Genomic DNA, 18,154 nt, shown 5'->3' on the forward strand with positions numbered 1-18,154 from the left:
GAGCGTGAGGAACGATCACTTCAACTATCGTGCGGCGCTCCGCGTCGCATGCAATTTCTGGACGCTCCGCGTCCTCTTGACGACGGAGAGCGTCGTGAACTGCACTCCCACGCTGGAGCGTGTGGAACGAGAATCCCGACGATCGTGCCAACGCTCCGTGCAGTAGAGCCCGTCCACTAAAAGTTGACGGTGGCCGACAATCTTGCCGTTCTGGGTGCGCCCATGAATAGGTAGTCGTCACCCAGATACTCCCCGGCATCACGCCAGTAGCGTTTGTCGAAGAGGTTGTCGACGGTCAGTGTGTAGTCATTGACCTGCACGGAGCCTTCACGGTCAGCGTACTTGCTGGCGCTGTACTGCATCCCGCCGAGTAAGGCGAGCCCGGGCACCGGCAGGCTATAGTCCGCTTGCAGGGTGCCACGGTATCTGGGCACATTGAGGGCCTGATGATCGTCATAGGCCTCGGTGCCGCTGTCTTCAACGCGCGCCCGGATGGCCGCCGCACTGGCGGATATCTGCAGGCGGTCGGTCACCCAGCCACTCGCCCCCAGTTCAAGCCCGGTGTTTTTCTGCTCGCCTTGCTGCACATAGGTAAACGTGCCGTCATCGTTGGGCCTGGAATACTGGTAAGCCTGACGGGCTTGAAACACTGCGGCCGTCAGGCTCATACGCTGCCAGTCATACTTGATACCCGCTTCCAGTTGTCGAGACACGGTGGGCGCAAGAATTTCACTGGCGTTGGTAGTGAACCAGGCAGCTGTCCCGCCCAGCGAGAGGCCTTTGCTGTAGCTGGTGTAGAGCGAAACGTTGTCCACCGGTTTGTAGATCAATGCCGCCTGCGGCAGGAACACGTAACGCTCGGTGTGTCTTGCGTCGCTGCCGTCTTCGGTAAACGCCTGCTCGTCGAGCCGCACTTGTCGCCCGCCCAGCACGGTCTGCCAGTGCTCGTTGAAACTGATCCGGTCGATGATAAACAGCCCGTACTGGCGGCTGTCCAGACGGCGCTCGGTATGTGGCAGTGTCAAAGGCGACGGTGCCACCGATTCAGGCGACTCGTTGATCGTGCCTGAGCCGACGAATTCATTGAAGGTCCCGCGCGTGTCCACGGTGCGGCGGTAGGCGCTGGTGCCGAAGGTTAGCTCGTGCCCCAGTGATCCGGTATTGAACGTACCGGACATTGCCGCTTCGACCTCGTCGTTACGGCGCGTGTCGTCCGGGCTGCGGAAGTCGTAGATGTCGTAGCCACCCTCGGCGCTGAAGTGGTTGGGTACCGCTTCGGCTGCGCAGCTGGCCGAGCCGTAACAGCCCCACGCACTCAGGCTGCCCTTCCAGCTGTCGTTGAACCGGTATTCGAAACGCCCGCTCATGTTCAGCGAGTCGATGCCCACCGGATTGGACCAGTTTTGATAGCCCAGCAGCTTGCGTGGCGAGGCGTCGTGAGGCAGCACCGTGCCGCCGAGCAATTGATAACCGGGCACCGAGCGCTGCTCTTTGCTCTGATACTCGATGTCGAGTTGCAGCAAGGCGCGCTCGCTGATGTTCCAGTCGAAGGCCAGCGAGGCGAAATCACGCTGGCCATCGGCGTGCTCGACGTACGAGCGAATGTCTTCATGGGCCAGGTTGGCGCGCAGCCCGAACTGCTGTTCGCTGCCGAACCAGCCGCCGACATCGGTCGCGAGGTAGCGCTCGCCGTGTTCGTTGGTAGAGACCGTTACCGACCGGACATCCTGCGCGCGCTTGGTCTGATAGTTAATGACACCACCGGGCTCTGAAACGCCGCTCTGCAAGCCGGACAGCCCCTTGAGCAACTCGACCTGCTGCTTGTTCTCCAGCGCCACGTTCTGCTCGCCGGCAATGCTGCGGCCGTTGATGCGATAACTGTTGGCCGCGTTCAATGAGAAGCCGCGCACCACAAAGTTTTCGTAATAGCCTACCGGCGCATAGCCGTCGCCGACCGAGGCATCGTTGCGCAGCACGTCACTCAGCAGTTTTGCCTGACGGTCCTTGATCAGCGCTTCGCTGAACACTGAAACCGAGGCAGGCGTATCCAGCAGCGAAGCCTGATCAAACCCGTAAATCGACGCCCGACCAGCTTTATAGTCGCTGGCACCTTCCTGTTCGCTGAACCCGGTCACGTTGACCGCGTCCAGAGTGAGCGGATCCGCAGCCATTAGCTGCGAGGCAACAGCCATGCCCAACGGTAACAATCGCCAGGCATGACGCATGGCAGGTCGGTAGGGCGTACTCATCGATCAGACTCCGCAAGGACAGGTGCCTGGACAGACGCGATGCACCTTCCGGCAGGGGGCCAACCTTTTACGTTCACTGCCGGTTTTTTTCAACCTTTGCGTGACGGTCTGCCGGTAAAAGAATGACGCGGAAAAACTCTACTTACGTATCAGGGAAAGAAGCCACCGCAAAAAACGTTGCGCACCGGAATAATTAAGCATGAATTAAGTAAGTGTGGCTAATCTGAATTCAACAAAACCGCTGAACCAATCAGCGTGTCACGAATCCATTGAAACAGATCAATCAGAAAGGAATACCCTATGAAACTTATGCCTGCCGTCTTCGCCGCTGTTGCCCTCACTGCTGTTGCAGGTGCCGCCCAGGCCGACGTTGGTCCCGATGAAGTGATCCGCCTTTACAAGTCTCAGGCATTGGGTGACTTTGAACAGTTCAACAAGCAGGCCGTTGCCAAGCACACAGGCTTCACGGTCCACGATACCGAGCTGGAAAAAGAACGCGACGGCCGCCTGGTCTATAAGATCGAACTGAAAGACGCCAAGGGTGTGGAATGGAACTACGACGTCGATGCCAAGACGGGCGAAGTGGTACGTGACGCAAAGGATAACTGATCCGACTGCCCCAACAGTTATCGCACCGAGAAACCATAAGAAAACTCCCACTACATTGTGGGAATTTTCTTTTTCAAAGGTTTAACAGGTTATTACTGAGCCAACCCGACTTTCAGTAACTTCCCCTTGTCTTCATCCGTCAACAAATACAAGTAACCGTCCGGCCCCTGACGCACATCGCGTATCCGCTGTTTCATGCCTTTCAACAGCCGTTCTTCATGAACGATCTTGTCGCCATCAAATTGCAGCCTGATCAATTCCTCAGTGGCCAGCGCGCCGATGAACAGATTGTGATCCCACGCCTTGAACAGGCTGTGGTCATAGAACGCCATACCGCTGATGCCCGGTGACACTTCCCAGACCTGAAACGGTACTTTTGTGCCTTCGACAAACTTGCCTTTGGCTTCCGGAATCGGCTCGCCCGAATAATTGATACCGTGGGTCGCAATCGGCCAGCCGTAATTCTGGCCACGCTCGATGATGTTCAATTCATCGCCGCCCTTGGGCCCATGCTCGTTGGTCCACAACGTACCGGTCCACGGGTTGAGCGCTGCGCCCTGCTGGTTGCGATGGCCGTAGGACCAGATCTGGGGCCGGACGTTTTTCTGCCCGACAAAAGGGTTGTCTTTCGGCACACTACCATCCGGATAGATACGTACGATCTTGCCTTGCAGCTTGTCCAGGTCTTGCGCAGTGGGACGATCGTTGTTCTCGCCCAGCGCGATAAACAGATAACCGTCGCGATCGAATACCATCCGCGCGCCGAAGTGGTTGCCCACCGAGAGTTTTGGTTGCTGACGGAAGATAACCTCGAAGTCTTCCAGACGGGTCATGTCTTTGGACAGACGACCACGCCCTGCCGCAGTACCCGCAGTATCTCCCTCGGCAGCGGTTTTGCCACTGCCTTCGGAGTAGGTCAGGTAGACCATGCGGTCCTTGGCGAAGTCCGGGGAAAGCACGACGTCGAGCAGCCCACCCTGTTTTCTTGCCCAGACTTGCGGCACACCGGAAAGCGGCTCGGATAATTTGCCGTCCGCCGACACGATACGCAGGTTGCCGGAGCGCTCCGTCACCAGAATGCCCTGCTTGTCAGGCAGAAATGCCAGTGCCCATGGGTGATCCAGACCTTCGGCAACCGGGGTGACCGTGACGGTGCCTTGTTCGCTTTTGTAGGTTTCCGGGGCGGCGCTTGCCGTCAGCGGCAGGCTCAGAATGGCAGCAGCACACCAAGTGGCGATCAGGGTTTTTCTAAGCATGAGCGTTTCCTTATGCATTGAGTCGACGTCCCGCGGTGAAACGGGCTCGCTTGGTTGAAGATTCAGTTGGCGCGGCTGGGGTCGGTTGTCGGCGTAGAGGGACGCGGAGCATTCTGGCGCGTGGGGTAGCCGTTGCCGATACCGCCGTTCTCCAGCGTAGGCCTGCGCACAGGCGGCGCAATATTGGAGCCGGGCGCGCGGGGCGTGATTGACTCGGTGCCCTGACGGCTGTTGGGGTTGGAGCGCTTGATCGGGCTGTTATAGGGGTTGCTGCTGGCGCTGTTGTTGAGTGTGCTGTTTGGCAGTGTCTGCGCCTGAACAGCACCGATGCCACATGACGCAACCAGCACGCCCCCTACAAGATTGCGCAAAAAACTGTTCATCACTACCTCTTGGCAAAGGTGAAACTGCGGGGTAACCGTGAAGACTCAGGCCTTTGACGGCAGCCCAGGCCTCAGGTTCGACCCGACAGTGTCGATGAGCAAGCATAGCGGTGTGAGAGTTTGTAACAAGGATGGTCAAAGCGCATACCTTCAGCCATGCGCGACGCCACGCAGGCTTGGCCCTGGCGCAGGGCAAGGAAGCGCCACGCACAGATCACACATCGTGGCTTGCGGGCGTATCTACGCCGACTTCAAAGGCATCCTGAACGTGAAGGCAGTGCCCTGCTCTTGTGTCGAGCACACTTCAAGCGTACCGCCATGCGCCAGGGCTATCTCGCTGGCGATATAGAGCCCCAGGCCTAGCCCGGCTTGCGGCTCGTCGGTGATTGGCCGTGAGTAAGGGAGGAACAACTGCGAACGAACGGACTCGGGTATCGGCTCGCCCTGATTGGTAACGCTGAGTAGAAACAGATCACCGCGCACGCCCGCTGTCACCTCGACCGGGCTTTGGGGATCGCCGTGACTGATCGCGTTGGACACCAGATTGGACAGCAATTGTGCGATCCGCTCGTGGTCGCAGCGAATACGCTCCAACATCTTTATATCCGACTTGATCAGCCGGGACGGGTGAACGCGGCGTATCTCTGACACAACATGCTCAAGCGTTTCATCCAGCCCGTGTGCATCGTGCATGCTCAGCGGAATACCATGTCCCATGCGGCCACGGGCAAAGTCGAGCACGTCGTCGACCAGTTGTGAGGCGCGTTTGCCAGACGTCAGGATGTGTTGCACGACTTGCAGGGCCTTTTCATCCAGTGGCCGACGCAGCAGCAATTCGGCACTGGCATTGATGGCAAACAAAGGGTTGCGCAGGTCGTGCCCCAGAACGGCGATGAACTGCTCGCGCAGCTCTGCCACCTCACGCTCGGCCAGAAGGTCTTCACGCACTTGCTGCAGGTTTTCCTCGGCCTCGATCTGCAGTGCCAGAAGACGCGCAAAAGACGCCATCATCGACTCGATGGGGGTACCCGTCAGCTTGGCGGGTTTGGGGTCCAGCGCACAGATAGTGCCGAAAAAGGTGCCATTGGAGAGGAAGATCGGTACCGATATGTAACTCTGGAAGTTGTATAACCGCGGCGTATGGTGCTCACAAAACAGCGGATCCTCAGCGACATGATCAATCACCACAGCCTTGTGGGAGCTGCGAATCTCGTGGCAGATTGTGCTGCTGAGTTCCAGCTCGCCGCCGGGTTTCAAACCAAAATCCAGCTTGTCCAGAACCGCGCAGGCCATCCAGGTACTTTCGGTGACACGCGCCACGGCGGCAAAGCCCAGGCCGGTTGATTCGGTGATGACTTGCAGGATGGCCGGAACCGCGCTGATCCGGCTTATCTTGGCTACATCATTTGAAATGGATTGCCGCATGGAGAACCTGTATCAGCCTTGAGGTAATGGCGCAGCGTTTAGTCTAGGTCTGTAACGATCATTGTGCACCCGTGAATACGCCACGTTGACCGAAAAAAACCTGGCCGCACGTTCACTCATGCTGGAGGGCGCGGGAAGGCCACGGTGAACGTTGTACCCTCCTCAACCGACGAGCGAACCGTCACCTCACCCAGATGGGCTCGAACAATCTCACGAACAATGAACAGGCCAAGCCCGACTGTGCGGGTTTCGTCACTGTCGCTGACCACCCGTACGACCGGTTCGTACAGGTCGTCCACCTTCTCCATCGGTATGGGTTCGCCGACGTTGTGCACCGACAGCTTGATCAGCCAGGTATCGAAGGACGACGTGATCAAAACCTCGCTGCCGTCCGTGCCATAGTTGATGGCGTTGCTCACCAGATTGCCGAGCATTTGCAGGAGACGATCCGGATCCGCCGAGCACGCACCCTGTCCTTCGCTGCGATGCGTCAGCACCCTGTGCGGGAAAACCTGGCGCAGCTCTTCGACGCCTCGAGCAACAACCGCGTGCAGATCGATAGCCTGAGGGACCACGGCAATACCGCTGCCGACGCGGGCATGAGTAAAATCCAGCAGATCCACAATCATGCGGTCGGCCCGATCAGTGGAGTGGTGGATGTGCCCGAGGATTCGTTCTTGTCGCGACTCGAGTTGCGTGCGCTCCAGCAGCCCGGCCGCCATCTTGATTGCCGCCAGCGGGTTACGCAGGTCGTGGCTGACGATGCCAATCATCTGCTCGGCAAAAATGGCCCGTATTTCCGCCTCGGCGTGAGCCAGACGCAGGCGATTGCGTGCCGAGGTAAGTTCTGTCTGAACAGTCATCTGTTGCTGCAACAGCTCTTCGGCGATCTTGCGCGCAGCAAGCAGTTCACGTTCGTACTTGTTGCGCTCCTCGGCCATGAACACCGCCACTTCATGCAAAACCCCGGTCGGATGCTCGCGGCGTACGGCATTGAGCATCATGGGAATGGCGCGGCCATCGGCATGGATCAATTCAACCTTGACCTCGGCAATCGACCCCTGGGTCTGTAACAGCGGCGCCCAATGGGTTTGCAGGAAGACTTTGCCTGCCAGACTCAGCAGGTCTTGAAGGCGGCGACCCAGAACAGTTTCACGCTCAAGGCCCAGCCAACTGCAGAACGTCAGATTGGCACGCTCAATGGTGCCATTGGGCAAGGTAACCAACAGACCGCAGGCCGCATGTTCGTACAGGTCTTCTGTCACTGGCAGACTCACCTGTTCAACCGTCATGTGCAGCGCTCTCGTAAGACGCCAGAAACTGATTCATGGCGGTTATGCATTGCTGCGGCGCGCTCATGTGCGGGTAATGCCCAACATTGTCGATCATGTGCAAGGTGCTATCGGCAATGACACGGTGCAGGTACTCGCCAACCTGCACCGGCACCACCAGATCATCGCTGCTTTGCATGATCAGCGTCTTGCTTTTGAGTTTCGCGACATCGGCACGATGGTCGGAAAGAAAGGTTACGCGGGCAAACTGCCTGGCAATCTCGGCATTGGTACGACAGAAGCTGCTGGCAAGCTCTTCACCCAGTTCAGGCCGGTCAGAGGCGCCCATGAGTGTCGGCGCCATGGTGCTGGACCAGCCCAGGTAATTGCTTTCCAGCGTCTCAAGCAACGAGTCGATATCAGCGCGAGTGAAGCCGCCGACGTAATCACCGTCGTTGAGGTAATGGGGCGATGGACCCACCATGATATGGCCGTCGAACCGGCCGGGCGACTGCAGTTCAGCAAGCACCGCAATCATGCAACTGACCGAATGACCGACATGCACAACCGGGCCGTTTCCGGCGAACTCGTCGACCAGTTCCAGCAAGTCGCTTGCATAGCCCTTGAGCGACGCATATTTGTGCGGGTACCAGGCCGACACGTCGGAATCTCCGCTGCCTACCAGGTCGAACAGAATAACCTTGAAGCGTTCGGCGAAGTGCGGAGCTATGAAGCGCCACATGTGCTGATCACAGCCGAATCCATGAGCAAAAATCAGAGTGGCCGGTCCGTCGCCCACGATATTGACGTTATTGCGCTGTTGGACCGACATATCGGGCTCCGAAAATAACCAGGCAACCGGCCTGTTGTGCATACCGTAATGATGATGAGAGGAGATTATCACCGTTAAAGGCACACTAGTGGCACAAACAGCACTTTAAGTCCGGAGCGGAAGAAGATTATTGATCGATGATCAGGGTCGGGGCATTGAGGCCTGAGCGTCGGTTATGCACGCTGCCTCGCCAGGCTGAGGATGTGTGACGCAGAATCTCACCAAAGGCATGCCAACGCAGAGCATTGGCACGGCAGGCAAGTATCGCGATGACTATTGTGGCAATTGCGCTGGTCCGAGCCCGTTCTCGGACTCATGACCTGGAGGTTTCACCCCCCTTACTCGCCGATATCTTCGTTCCACAACTCAGGCTTGCTGGCGATGAAGCCCTGCATCATGTGCTTGCACTCCTGGTTATCAAGCACCTCGATCTGCACGCCACGCGAGCGTAGGAGTTCTTCCTCGCCCATGAACGACTGGTTCTCGCCGACGATCACCTTGCGAATGCCGTAGAGCAGGATCGCCCCGCTGCACATCGCACAAGGAGACAGCGTGGTATAGAGCACCGCGTCACGGTACACGCGGGCCGGTTGGCGACCGGCGTTTTCGAGGGCATCCATTTCGCCGTGCCTGGTTGCACTGCCCTCTTGCACACGGCGGTTATGCCCCCGACCAATGATCTTGCCCTCGTGAACAATGACCGAACCGATGGGGATTCCACCTTCTTTCAGCCCTAGTTGTGCCTCATCGATTGCAGCCTGCATGAATGCGTCCATGGTTTTGCCTCATATCATCGAATGGATGTCAGCGTTGCAGTGCTGCCTGAGCGTTGCCCAGCGCACGACTTACGAATTGTCCCAGCAGCTCCGAGGACCGGGCTTTCATGTCGGCACTGACCTGGGTGTTTCTGGCTCTGAATCTGCTCACCAGGTAAGGCGAGTCCTCGCCCTGATTGAGCGAACGCAATTCCTCGGCCGTAAATGAATGGGCATAGGCCGCTGCCAGATTGCGGTCCCATTGCGATTGATACTCAGGTTGCAGGCGCTGCAACTCTTTTTGCACCAGTTCCTGAGCTTCGGTCTTGCCAATTGCTTGCACGATACCGGCAAACGTCGCTGTGCGCGAGGCGACCTGATAACCCAGCCACGCCAGACCTTCGCCCAGATTTCGCTGTTCCACCAACGCCAGCGCCATGTCATCCGCTTCTTCAGCATTGACCGGGTGCAGCGCGTCCAGGCACAGGCAGGCCCTGAGTGCCAGACAGGTCTGCCACGCACCTCGCGAGCCCTGGATGTAATCAGCCATGGCTCCTCCTGAGCATGAATTGACTGAGCCCTGAACTTAACAGCTCGGCAGAGCTTTACCACCCGACACGTCGTATACCGGCCATTGATGACGTTATCAGCTATGCCCATTCCATGATCCTTGCAGCGCAACGGTCAAAGGCTGTGACTGACTTTGGCGGCAACATCGGCCGGCAACCAGGCTTTCCAGACCTCGGGGTGCTGCTTGAGGAACCTGGCGGCGGCCACGCCGGGGTCCTCATGTTTGTCACTCATTTCACCCAATGTCCGGTTGAGCAGATCAATCGGAAAATCGACGTTTTTGAAGACACTCACCAACTCAGGGTATTGCTTGCTGAATTCTGCCGACACACCAATAGACAGCGTCGCCGCCAGCGAAGAGGTGCCACGCGGGTTGGGATTACTGGCGTCGGTCAGGGTTTTCCAGGCTTCTGCATCGAAAGCGGGCTCTTCCAGCTTGATCAGCTTGTACTTGCCCAGCAGGGGTGTGGGTGACCAGTAATAGAACAGCACTGGCTTGCCACGCCGTATGGCCGATGCGACTTCGGCGTCCAGCGCCGCGCCCGAGCCGGTGCGAAAGTTGACGAAGCTGTCTGTCAAGCCATAAGCCTTGAGCTTTTGGGTGTTGACGATCTCCGAAGTCCAACCGCTCGGGCTGTTCAGAAAACGGCCCTTGTCGGGCGATTCAGGGTCTTTGAAAACGTCCTTGTAGCGCGCCAGGTCAGCGACAGACTTCAGATCGGGCGCTACAGGTTTGATACCTTTGGCGGCATCGCCCTTGATCACGTACTCAGGCACCCACCAGCCTTCGGTCGCGCCTTTGACGATGTTGCCCAGACCGAGCACCTTACCGTCAGCTTCAGCCTTGACCCACACCGGGCTGCGTCCGGTCCACTCTTCAGCGATCACCTGAATGTCGTTTTTTGCCAGCGCGGTTTCCAGGCTGACGGTGCTGCCGGGCAAGGTATCAGTACGGTAGCCATAGCCTTTCTCGACAAGGGTACGCAGCACCTCGGTGATCAGGCTGCCACTTTCCCAAGTGAGCGCACCGAACTGGATAGGCGCGTTTTTTTCAGCCGCCCCTGCTGTCTGCCCAAGCAGCCCCAGCGCCAGAAGTGAACAGCCCAATAGTCGTGTTATCGATTTCATGCTCACCTCAAATGGCGCGAAAAAAAAAACGGGTCTGAAACTATCGACAGCAGCCCTTGGCGATTAGTTGTCACGGCTTTAGCCTCTGTATGATGCGCAGCCCACGTACCGAGCCCGTCCGCGATGTCTGAAATCCGCTTTTACCCGTTACCCGATGCGTGCCGCCCGCTGCTGGGCAAGTTTTACCGCGAGCATCAGTCATCGATGCGTGCGGCCAGCAAGGGGCAGGCGTGGGTGGCGAAGCAGGCAGAAATCATCGGTGCCTTGTGCCTGACGCCCGTCGCTGAGGGACATTGGCTGACCGGGCTGTTCGTAGCGCCCCCCATGCGCGGGAAGACAGTGGCGCGAAGCTTGATCGATGCCGCGCTGCAACCGCTGGCCGGGCCGGTATGGCTGTTCTGCCATCCGGATTTGATGGGTTTTTACCAACTTGCCGGGTTTGAGACAGCACAACGTCTGCCACACACCCTCGGCGAGAAATTCATGCGCTACAGCCGCAGCAAACCGCTGATTGCGCTCTGTCGGGAAGCCTGACGGTTTTGCAGAGCCGCCGGAAGATCACTCATCGGCATTGGGGTCCATGTCCGGGAACATTACGTCCATGAAGCCGAACTTGCTGAAATCGGTAATGCGCGACGGGTAGAGACGACCAATCAGGTGGTCGCATTCATGCTGCACGACCCGCGCATAAAATCCATGGGCAACACGCTCGATCCGCTGGCCGTCAGGGTCGAAACCTTCGTAGCGAATGCTCTGGTAACGGTTCACCATACCCCGTAACCCCGGCACCGACAGACACCCTTCCCAACCTTCTTCCAGGCTCGGGTTCAATGGGGTAATCAGCGGGTTGAGCAGGATGGTCTGAGGGACCGCCTCGGCCTGGGGATAGCGCTCACTGCGCTCGAAACCGAAAATGACCAGTTGCAGATCAATGCCGATCTGCGGTGCGGCAAGGCCCACACCGCCCACGCTGTGCATGGTCTCGAACATATCGGCAATCAGCGTGTTGAGTTCGCTGCTGCCGAACATGTCTGCGGGCACCGGAGGGGCGATGCGCAACAGGCGCTCATCGCCCATTTTCAGGATGCTACGGATCATGGTTGCGTGTTCCTTGCCTAAAAAGCAATCTTGCCACAGAACGCGATCAGGTTTCGTCAGCCTTCTGCAGTGGCACCGAGTGATCGCGGCCCAGGCCGGAAACGTGCTGTTTGCCTGTTTCGCTGCTTTCCTCGCCCAGCCCGTCACCGGCTTCCTTCTCGCCTGCGTCCTTGCCTTCGGCGGACATATGTTCGATCACCGCATTCATTTCAGCCCCCAACAACAGCACGGCAGCCGAAATGTAGAAGTACAGCAGCAGGACAATGATCGCGCCGATACTGCCGTACATGGCGTTGTAATCGGCAAAGGTCTTGACGTAAAAACCAAACGCCAGTGAAGCAACGATCCATACCACCACCGCCAGCACCGAGCCTGGGGTAATAAAGCGAAACTCCTGTTTGACGTCAGGCATCACGTAATAGATCAGCGCCACCGCAACCATCAGCAGAATGATGATCGCCGGCCAGCGCAGGATGGTCCACAGCGTCACGATGAAGTCTTCCATGCCGATCTGGGCTGCAATCCAGTTCATCACTTGCGGCCCCAGCACCATGAAAGCTGCGGCCGCGAGCAACATGCCGGCAATGCCTACGGTATACAGGATCGACAGCGGGAGGCGCTTCCAGATAGGCCGCCCTTCGACCACGTCGTAGGCAGCGTTCATGGCACTCATCATCAGGCGCACACCTGCTGAAGCAGTCCACAGCGCGATCACGATACCGATGGACAGCAGGCCACCCTTGGACTGTTGCAACTGGTCGATGACCGGGTTGACCTGCTCGAGCGCCTGGGGCGGCAAGAGGAATTCCGATTGCAGCCGCAACCAGGAAAAAAAGTCCGGCAGGTGCAGAAAGCCGATCAATGCGATCAGAAACAGCAGAAACGGAAACAGAGAGAACAGCATCTGATAAGCCAGTGCCGAGGCGTAGGTGGACATCTCGTCGTCGAGGAACTCGTTGACGGTTCTCACCAGCACCTTGCTGACTTTCAATTTACGCAAATGGGGGAAAATCATGGCGCTTCCTCTCGCTCCCTTACTGGAAAACCTCACATCCTGAAAACCGGTACTTCATACATGCAGTGTCCCGTATGTGGCGCAGAGATGCGAATACCGATGGCACATTGACTGGACAGGTCGTGAAAGGTTTCAGTCCCGCAGAGCAGAAAGCATAACGGCCATCCGCGGATGGCCGTTATCGGTCTTGTCTGATCCCGGAATGAAAGCCCCGGGACCCATCGACTCAAGCCTTGTCCACGCCCTTCTTGATCGCGTCCTTGGCTTTGCCTTTGGCTTGCTGGCCTTCGCCTTTCAGCTCTTGCGCCTTGCCTTCAGCCCGCAGTTTGGTGTTGTCGGTAGCCTTGCCAACAGCCTGCTTGACGTTACCAACGGCTTCGTTGGCCATACCTTTGGCTTTATCGCTGGTGCTGCTCATCGTGAATCTCCTGGGTCTGAAGACCGCGCTGGAATCGGATGTCGTACTCGACAGAATGGTTGACCTGCGGCTGTCGCGAAGAGTTTCAACTATTTTCTGGCCGGCTGATGCCACTCGTCTGCCATTTGCAATGGCGCGTTTTTAGCGCCGCCGACGGCGAGTTTGCATCGAAGTTTGTGCGAGAATGCGCGCCACTGTTGTCCGGCAGGGCCGACACGCTGAACAAACCGATGCACAGGAACGTTATGAAACTCGATAAAAAGCTGGCCATTGCACGCAGAAACCAGGACTTGGGCGGCGCGGTGCTCGGCGTCAATAACACGCACTTCGCCGTGCTGGACCCAAAAAGAAACATCTGGTGGTTCGACCTGCCTGTGCCGCGCCTGCAAGTGGGTCAGTACGAATGGCTGCACTTGCTGCTGCACACACCTGAAACCGACCAGTTGCTGCACCTGAAAGTGACCACGGTGTTCATGCGCGATCACATGGAAGGCCTTGAAGTGCGCAATGCGGACAAACGCAAGCCGACCGTCAGCCTGGAGCTGAGCGCCGACAAGGATTCATTCCTCAAGGACATGCGCCCCAAGGGCAGCAACCTGGGTTTTGCCGCCTTCTTGCAAAAATAGCTCCACCAGCAGTCGTCACGTTCCCGCACGTCTCGGGATGAAAGTTGCCAATCGGCAACCTCATCCCGGCCTGCCGCTTCACGTAAACCGACGCACCGCCAGATACCCCGCAGTCCCGGCCAATGCCGACACCACCGTGCCCCACGCAAGGTCTATCAGCGCCAGTTGCGCAGGCCAGCCCTGCAAGGTGGCCCAGTTGGTCAGGTCATAAGTACCGTAGGCAACCAGCCCCAGCAGCCCGCTGCACAAGGTCGCACGGCTCAGTCGCTGCTCTCTGACCGCGGGCATTACGCCGAAAACCACGACGCCTGCCCCGTAGAGCAGATAGAACGCTATTGCAGGCCCAGCCACGGGCGTGGCAAGCATCAGCGGTCCGAGCCATTCACGGTAGGTCGGCCCCATGAGGACGCCCAGCCACAACCCGTCGAGGATCAGAAACGCCAGTAACGTGCCGAGGTAAGCCGTGAGTATTCTTTTCATGGGACGTCCTTGATGAAATTCCGGGCCCGGGCGATATATCAGACCAGGTCGATACGGTCAGCGTGAATCACGATCTGCCCCTGTTTGTACAACGCACCGATAGCTTTCTTGAAGTTACCTTTGCTGACCCCAAACAGGCCGCTGATGACCTGCGGATCGCTTTTGTCGCTGACTGGCAATGTACCGTTGTTCTCACGCAGCTTTGAGAGAATTTTCGAATTCAGGCTGCTCGCTGCTTCTGCGCCCACCGGCTGCAGGCTCAGGCTGATATTGCCGTCGGCACGGATCTCCTTGATGTAGCCCTTTTCCTGCTTGCCGGCGCGCATGAACTTGAACACTTCGTTCTTGTGAATCAAGCCCCAATGCTTGTTGTTGATAATCGCCTTGAAACCCATATCGGTCGCTTCGGCGACCAGCAGGTCAACCTCCTGGCCGACGCTGTAACTGGCCGGGGTTTTGTCCAGGTAGCGATCCAGGCGCGCGGTGGCGGTGATGCGCCGCGTGTGCTTATCGAGGTAAACATGAACCACGCAGTATTCACCGGCCTGCAAGGTACGCTTCTCTTCGGAGTACGGCAGCAACAGGTCCTTGGGCAGGCCCCAGTCGAGGAACACGCCGATGCTGTTGACTTCAACCACCTTGAGGCTGGCAAACTCACCGACCTGCACTTTGGGTTTTTCAGTGGTGGCGATCAGCTTGTCTTCGCTGTCCAGATAGATGAACACATTGAGCCAGTCTTCATCTTCAGTAGGAATATCCTTGGGGATGTACCGATTGGGCAGAAGGATTTCACCATCCTGCGCACCGTCCAGATACAGACCGAAGTTCGTGTGCTTGACGATTTGCAAGCTGTTGTAGCGCCCGATTAAAGCCATTTCCAGATACCCTCATTGCGTGGGCGGCATTCTACCCGACTTTACCGCCGGGTTCGCGCCGCGTGGCAGAAGGTGCCGACATAGCCTCCACTCGTCAGTTTCCCCGATCGAAACGGCTTGACGCGCTCGGGCAGCACAAAGGCTACCAGTCATAAACTTGTCTTTTAAAACAGAGTGTTAGATTTAAATCGCGCAGAGCCCAGGCAGCTCCGCCAAACGGCCGACCTCGGGCGAATGCCATATTTGCCAAGCAATAATCAAGCGTTTCCTGTACTCTGGCTGGCCGTATTACGTTTATGAAGGTAAATGGCAGCCATGCGTATCAAAGCATCCCACTCGAAAGCCAAACCCGCCCCAGCCGTTGAAACGAGCGATTCGATCAACGCGCAGATTGCAGCTTTCCTGAAGTCCGGCGGTGAAATCCAGCAAATTGCCAAAGGCGTGAGTGGCCAGACCTTCGCACCTTCCAAGCAGATCAATCTCGGTAAAAAGTAAAACCGCGCCCTGCCTGTCGATCTCTATGCGCCTTGACGCTCAAGGCGCTAGATTGACGATCCTTCGCTGGATATTCTTCCGGTCACGCTGCTACTCTCTCCTCTGATATCACTATGACCACGAGCTGGATCACGCTCTGGACGTTATCTCCTTTGTGGAATGCTCGAATGAAGAACTGGATGCTTTTCGGCGCACTTGTCTACCTTGGCGGCTGCGCATCGCACCACTGCGAAAACGGTCCCAATGACAGCCAGCTCACCGACAGCCCATGCCGGGCGGGGCATCTGCTTTATCAGAACGACATGCTCCAGGCCAAGTTGCTGATCAGCGAAGACGACCGCGAAAACTACGAGCTGGCCGAAGCCATGCTGCGCCGTGCCGCACTCGACGACGCATCGGGCGAAGCCGAGTTCTACCAGGCCGTACTGTTGATCCGCCAGCAGGCCGATCAAAAACAGATTATCGAACTGCTGCAGACTGCGGCAAAGCACAAGCATCCACTGGCCATCGCCCTGCTCTCGCAACATCTGAGCGTCAGCGACCCGAAGCTTGCTGAACGTTACCAGGCCGAGTACTCCCAACTGGACGTTGCCAAGAGCGGCTACCCGTCATTTCAACAGGCGCTGGTAGTGATTCGCGGCCTGGTCATCCCCTCGGCGCGCACCACTGCGGCTAACTGACACACAACGGATCGACGAACGGTGCGCCCGCGGTCCATTTCAACGGTATCCTTGCGAGGCTCTAGCTCGCGGCTTGTGTCGGCTCCTGAGCCATTTTTGATACGCCATCCCTGACCACACTCCTCGCAGATCAAGGAGTGAGCCATGCTCAGCCATCGCTTACATGTGCTGTCTTTCAGCGCCATGCTTGTCTGTCAGTCCGTCTCTGCCCAGGTTCTGGAGCGGGATTTGGGCGACTTCGACCTGAAACTGGCAACTACGCCCACGCGCAGCATGGCGCAAGGCCTTGTGACGCCCAGCGGCGGCTCGGGCTCTTTTCATGGCGGACTGGACCTGACCCACGAGAGCGGCTTCTACTTCGGCCAATGGGCACCAAACATGGGTTTTGCTTCCGATTCAGGGATGGAACTTGACTCCTACATGGGCTTCAAGAAACCCTTCGATAATACCTTGGGCTATGAACTGGGGATGATTCGTTACAGCTACCCCGATACCAGCCAGATCGACAGTCACGAGTTCTACGCCGGACTGCGCATGCGAAACAGCCGCATCGGCGCAGCATTCAGTAACGATGTTGGCACACGCGACAGCACGGTATTTGTCGACCTGGGGGCTATCGAGCAACTGGGGGTGGGCGTGCGCATGCAATACGCCAATCATCAGTTTGATACCCCGCAATCTTCCGCCGACGGCGGGTTGATCAACGGTTTCAACGACTGGTCGCTGAACCTGTCACGCCCCTGGCTGGGCATTGACATGAACCTCATCTACAGCGGCTCAAGCCTGAGCGGCGGCGATTGCAGTGTCTACAGCGGCCACAACGCGCGCTGTGAAGGGACGTTTACGCTCAAAGCGGTGCGCTCGTTCTTTTAAAGGCTCAAACCGGTTGAACTGCCAGACGCTACACTCCTCTACTGCACGTCAGTACGCCAAGGAGTTGTCATGCAGTCTTTATTCAAAGCCCTCATCACCCTGTTGATGACCACTGCGCTGCTTGCAGGATGCAATCAGGTTGGACTGGCGTATCGCAATCTCGACGTCATCATCCCGTGGACGCTCAGCGACTACCTGGACATGAATTCGGAACAGAAAAGCTGGCTGGATGTGCGCCTCAAGCAACACTTGAGCTGGCATTGCAGTACCCAGTTGCCGGAGTATCTGACCTGGCTGGACAAGCTTGAGGATATGGTCAAAACCGACCAGGTGACGTACGAGGGGCTGGAGGCCCGCACTCGCGAAGCCAAAGAGGCGATAGCGAAAATATCGAAGGAAATTACCCCGTCTGCTGTGGAATTGCTCTCGCGCTTTGATGACAAGCAAGTGCAAGAGATGCAGGAGTCGTTTGCCAAGGATCAGCGTAAACGTGAAAACAAATACCTTGAGCAACCGCTGGAACGCCAGGTTGCCGAGCGCGCCGACCGCATGCAAAAACGCCTGACGCCATGGATAGGCAAGCTGAATCAGGCGCAGAAAGACCGGATTCAGGCCTGGTCCGCCTCGCTTGGCGAGCAAAACAAGGCGTGGATTGAAAACCGTACTCGCTGGCAGAACCTGTTTCTGGCGACCGTGCAACAACGTCAGGCAAGCGATTTCCCGCAACGTATTGCCGCGCTATTGCAAGACCGTGAAACATTCTGGACGCCCGAGTACCGCAAGGCGTATGACCAGACCGAGAAGGCAGCGATATCGCTGATTGTCGACGTTTCCGCCATGAGCACACCGGAACAGCGTGCAAAACTGCTGAGCCGCATCGCCGACATGCGCAAGGACTTCACTGACCTGGATTGCCTCAAGTCGCAGCAGTGATCCGATAGCACTCCAACCATCGCGCCCTCCCGCTGTCGTGCCACCTGCGCCCAGACATGCGTGTGCGGTGCGGAGCAAAATCGTGACGCGGAGCGTCACCCAAGGCATTCCCACGCGGGAGTGGTATGCCCCCCGAAGGTTGGACAATTATCCACTTACGCTGCCTTGGCGGCCTGCATCCTG

General features: G+C 57.7%; 21 protein-coding genes. 7 read left to right on the top strand and 14 right to left on the bottom strand.

Going from position 1 to position 18,154, the window contains the following annotated elements; all coding sequences use genetic code 11:
- Nucleotides 1-176: 176 nt before the first annotated feature.
- Entirely contained in the window at nucleotides 177-2,249 is a 2,073-nt protein-coding gene (locus AO277_RS01665) for a TonB-dependent siderophore receptor (protein WP_044319393.1), read from the bottom strand.
- Between the two features lie 300 nt (nucleotides 2,250-2,549).
- Between AO277_RS01665 and AO277_RS01670 the strand changes: the two genes are divergently transcribed.
- On the top strand, nucleotides 2,550-2,858 hold the full coding sequence (locus AO277_RS01670) for a PepSY domain-containing protein (RefSeq protein WP_004657615.1): 309 nt from the start codon (nucleotides 2,550-2,552) through the stop codon (nucleotides 2,856-2,858).
- Between the two features lie 92 nt (nucleotides 2,859-2,950).
- Here AO277_RS01670 and AO277_RS01675 read toward each other — a convergent pair whose 3' ends face one another.
- The 8 genes from AO277_RS01675 to AO277_RS01710 all read right to left on the bottom strand — a co-directional run bounded on the left by AO277_RS01675 (nucleotide 2,951) and on the right by AO277_RS01710 (nucleotide 10,478).
- Nucleotides 2,951-4,114 carry a PQQ-dependent sugar dehydrogenase gene (locus AO277_RS01675; protein WP_044319394.1) on the bottom strand — a complete coding sequence of 388 codons (1,164 nt, stop codon included), beginning with the start codon at nucleotides 4,112-4,114 and terminating at the stop codon, nucleotides 2,951-2,953.
- 62 nt (nucleotides 4,115-4,176) lie between these two features.
- A complete protein-coding gene (locus AO277_RS01680; RefSeq protein ID WP_044319395.1) occupies nucleotides 4,177-4,497 on the bottom strand; it encodes a hypothetical protein in 321 nt (106 codons plus the stop codon).
- Between the two features lie 240 nt (nucleotides 4,498-4,737).
- Nucleotides 4,738-5,922 (bottom strand): GAF domain-containing sensor histidine kinase, encoded by a 1,185-nt coding sequence (locus AO277_RS01685; protein ID WP_044319396.1) that lies wholly within the window; start codon nucleotides 5,920-5,922, stop codon nucleotides 4,738-4,740.
- Between the two features lie 116 nt (nucleotides 5,923-6,038).
- The gene (locus tag AO277_RS01690; RefSeq protein ID WP_044319397.1) at nucleotides 6,039-7,214 is read right to left on the bottom strand and encodes a PAS domain-containing sensor histidine kinase; all 1,176 of its coding nucleotides are present in this window, start codon (nucleotides 7,212-7,214) and stop codon (nucleotides 6,039-6,041) included.
- A complete protein-coding gene (locus AO277_RS01695; protein ID WP_044319404.1) occupies nucleotides 7,204-8,025 on the bottom strand; it encodes an alpha/beta fold hydrolase in 822 nt (273 codons plus the stop codon). The genes AO277_RS01690 and AO277_RS01695 overlap by 11 nt, the downstream gene beginning before the upstream one ends.
- A gap of 338 nt (nucleotides 8,026-8,363) precedes the next feature.
- Nucleotides 8,364-8,801 carry a nucleoside deaminase gene (locus AO277_RS01700; protein WP_002554393.1) on the bottom strand — a complete coding sequence of 146 codons (438 nt, stop codon included), beginning with the start codon at nucleotides 8,799-8,801 and terminating at the stop codon, nucleotides 8,364-8,366.
- 28 nt (nucleotides 8,802-8,829) lie between these two features.
- Nucleotides 8,830-9,330: a hypothetical protein gene (locus tag AO277_RS01705; protein WP_044319398.1), complete on the bottom strand. Its 501-nt coding sequence runs from the start codon at nucleotides 9,328-9,330 to the stop codon at nucleotides 8,830-8,832.
- A gap of 134 nt (nucleotides 9,331-9,464) precedes the next feature.
- Entirely contained in the window at nucleotides 9,465-10,478 is a 1,014-nt protein-coding gene (locus tag AO277_RS01710) for an ABC transporter substrate-binding protein (protein ID WP_002554395.1), read from the bottom strand.
- A gap of 123 nt (nucleotides 10,479-10,601) precedes the next feature.
- Between AO277_RS01710 and AO277_RS01715 the strand changes: the two genes are divergently transcribed.
- Nucleotides 10,602-11,012: a GNAT family N-acetyltransferase gene (locus tag AO277_RS01715; RefSeq protein ID WP_044319399.1), complete on the top strand. Its 411-nt coding sequence runs from the start codon at nucleotides 10,602-10,604 to the stop codon at nucleotides 11,010-11,012.
- 24 nt (nucleotides 11,013-11,036) lie between these two features.
- Here AO277_RS01715 and def read toward each other — a convergent pair whose 3' ends face one another.
- The 3 genes from def to AO277_RS01730 form a co-directional block, all read right to left on the bottom strand.
- On the bottom strand, nucleotides 11,037-11,576 hold the full coding sequence (gene def / locus AO277_RS01720) for a peptide deformylase (protein WP_044319400.1): 540 nt from the start codon (nucleotides 11,574-11,576) through the stop codon (nucleotides 11,037-11,039).
- Nucleotides 11,577-11,622: 46 nt separating this feature from the next.
- Entirely contained in the window at nucleotides 11,623-12,591 is a 969-nt protein-coding gene (locus tag AO277_RS01725; protein WP_002554398.1) for a YihY/virulence factor BrkB family protein, read from the bottom strand.
- A 226-nt stretch (nucleotides 12,592-12,817) separates the two neighbouring features.
- A complete protein-coding gene (locus tag AO277_RS01730) occupies nucleotides 12,818-13,009 on the bottom strand; it encodes a CsbD family protein (protein ID WP_002554399.1) in 192 nt (63 codons plus the stop codon).
- A gap of 245 nt (nucleotides 13,010-13,254) precedes the next feature.
- Here AO277_RS01730 and AO277_RS01735 point away from each other — a divergent pair, with 245 nt between their 5' ends.
- Nucleotides 13,255-13,635 carry a hypothetical protein gene (locus AO277_RS01735; protein WP_002554400.1) on the top strand — a complete coding sequence of 127 codons (381 nt, stop codon included), beginning with the start codon at nucleotides 13,255-13,257 and terminating at the stop codon, nucleotides 13,633-13,635.
- Nucleotides 13,636-13,713: 78 nt separating this feature from the next.
- Here AO277_RS01735 and AO277_RS01740 read toward each other — a convergent pair whose 3' ends face one another.
- Together AO277_RS01740 and AO277_RS01745 are read right to left on the bottom strand one after the other, a co-directional pair.
- The gene (locus AO277_RS01740; protein WP_044319401.1) at nucleotides 13,714-14,115 is read right to left on the bottom strand and encodes a DUF2177 family protein; all 402 of its coding nucleotides are present in this window, start codon (nucleotides 14,113-14,115) and stop codon (nucleotides 13,714-13,716) included.
- A 38-nt stretch (nucleotides 14,116-14,153) separates the two neighbouring features.
- Nucleotides 14,154-14,990 (bottom strand): CvfB family protein, encoded by an 837-nt coding sequence (locus AO277_RS01745; RefSeq protein WP_002554402.1) that lies wholly within the window; start codon nucleotides 14,988-14,990, stop codon nucleotides 14,154-14,156.
- Between the two features lie 306 nt (nucleotides 14,991-15,296).
- Here AO277_RS01745 and AO277_RS01750 point away from each other — a divergent pair, with 306 nt between their 5' ends.
- The 4 genes from AO277_RS01750 (at nucleotide 15,297) to AO277_RS01765 (ending at nucleotide 17,971) form a co-directional block, all read left to right on the top strand.
- Nucleotides 15,297-15,485, top strand: a complete 189-nt coding sequence (locus AO277_RS01750) for a PFL_1563 family small protein (RefSeq protein WP_002554403.1) — start codon at nucleotides 15,297-15,299, stop codon at nucleotides 15,483-15,485.
- Between the two features lie 167 nt (nucleotides 15,486-15,652).
- On the top strand, nucleotides 15,653-16,165 hold the full coding sequence (locus AO277_RS01755) for a hypothetical protein (protein ID WP_044319402.1): 513 nt from the start codon (nucleotides 15,653-15,655) through the stop codon (nucleotides 16,163-16,165).
- Between the two features lie 144 nt (nucleotides 16,166-16,309).
- Nucleotides 16,310-17,038: a TorF family putative porin gene (locus AO277_RS01760; protein ID WP_005734007.1), complete on the top strand. Its 729-nt coding sequence runs from the start codon at nucleotides 16,310-16,312 to the stop codon at nucleotides 17,036-17,038.
- Between the two features lie 69 nt (nucleotides 17,039-17,107).
- Nucleotides 17,108-17,971 (top strand): DUF6279 family lipoprotein, encoded by an 864-nt coding sequence (locus tag AO277_RS01765; RefSeq protein ID WP_044319403.1) that lies wholly within the window; start codon nucleotides 17,108-17,110, stop codon nucleotides 17,969-17,971.
- Nucleotides 17,972-18,154 lie beyond the last annotated feature (183 nt).

It is taken from the genome of Pseudomonas amygdali (genome assembly GCF_002699855.1).
GTDB lineage: Bacteria > Pseudomonadota > Gammaproteobacteria > Pseudomonadales > Pseudomonadaceae > Aquipseudomonas > Aquipseudomonas amygdali.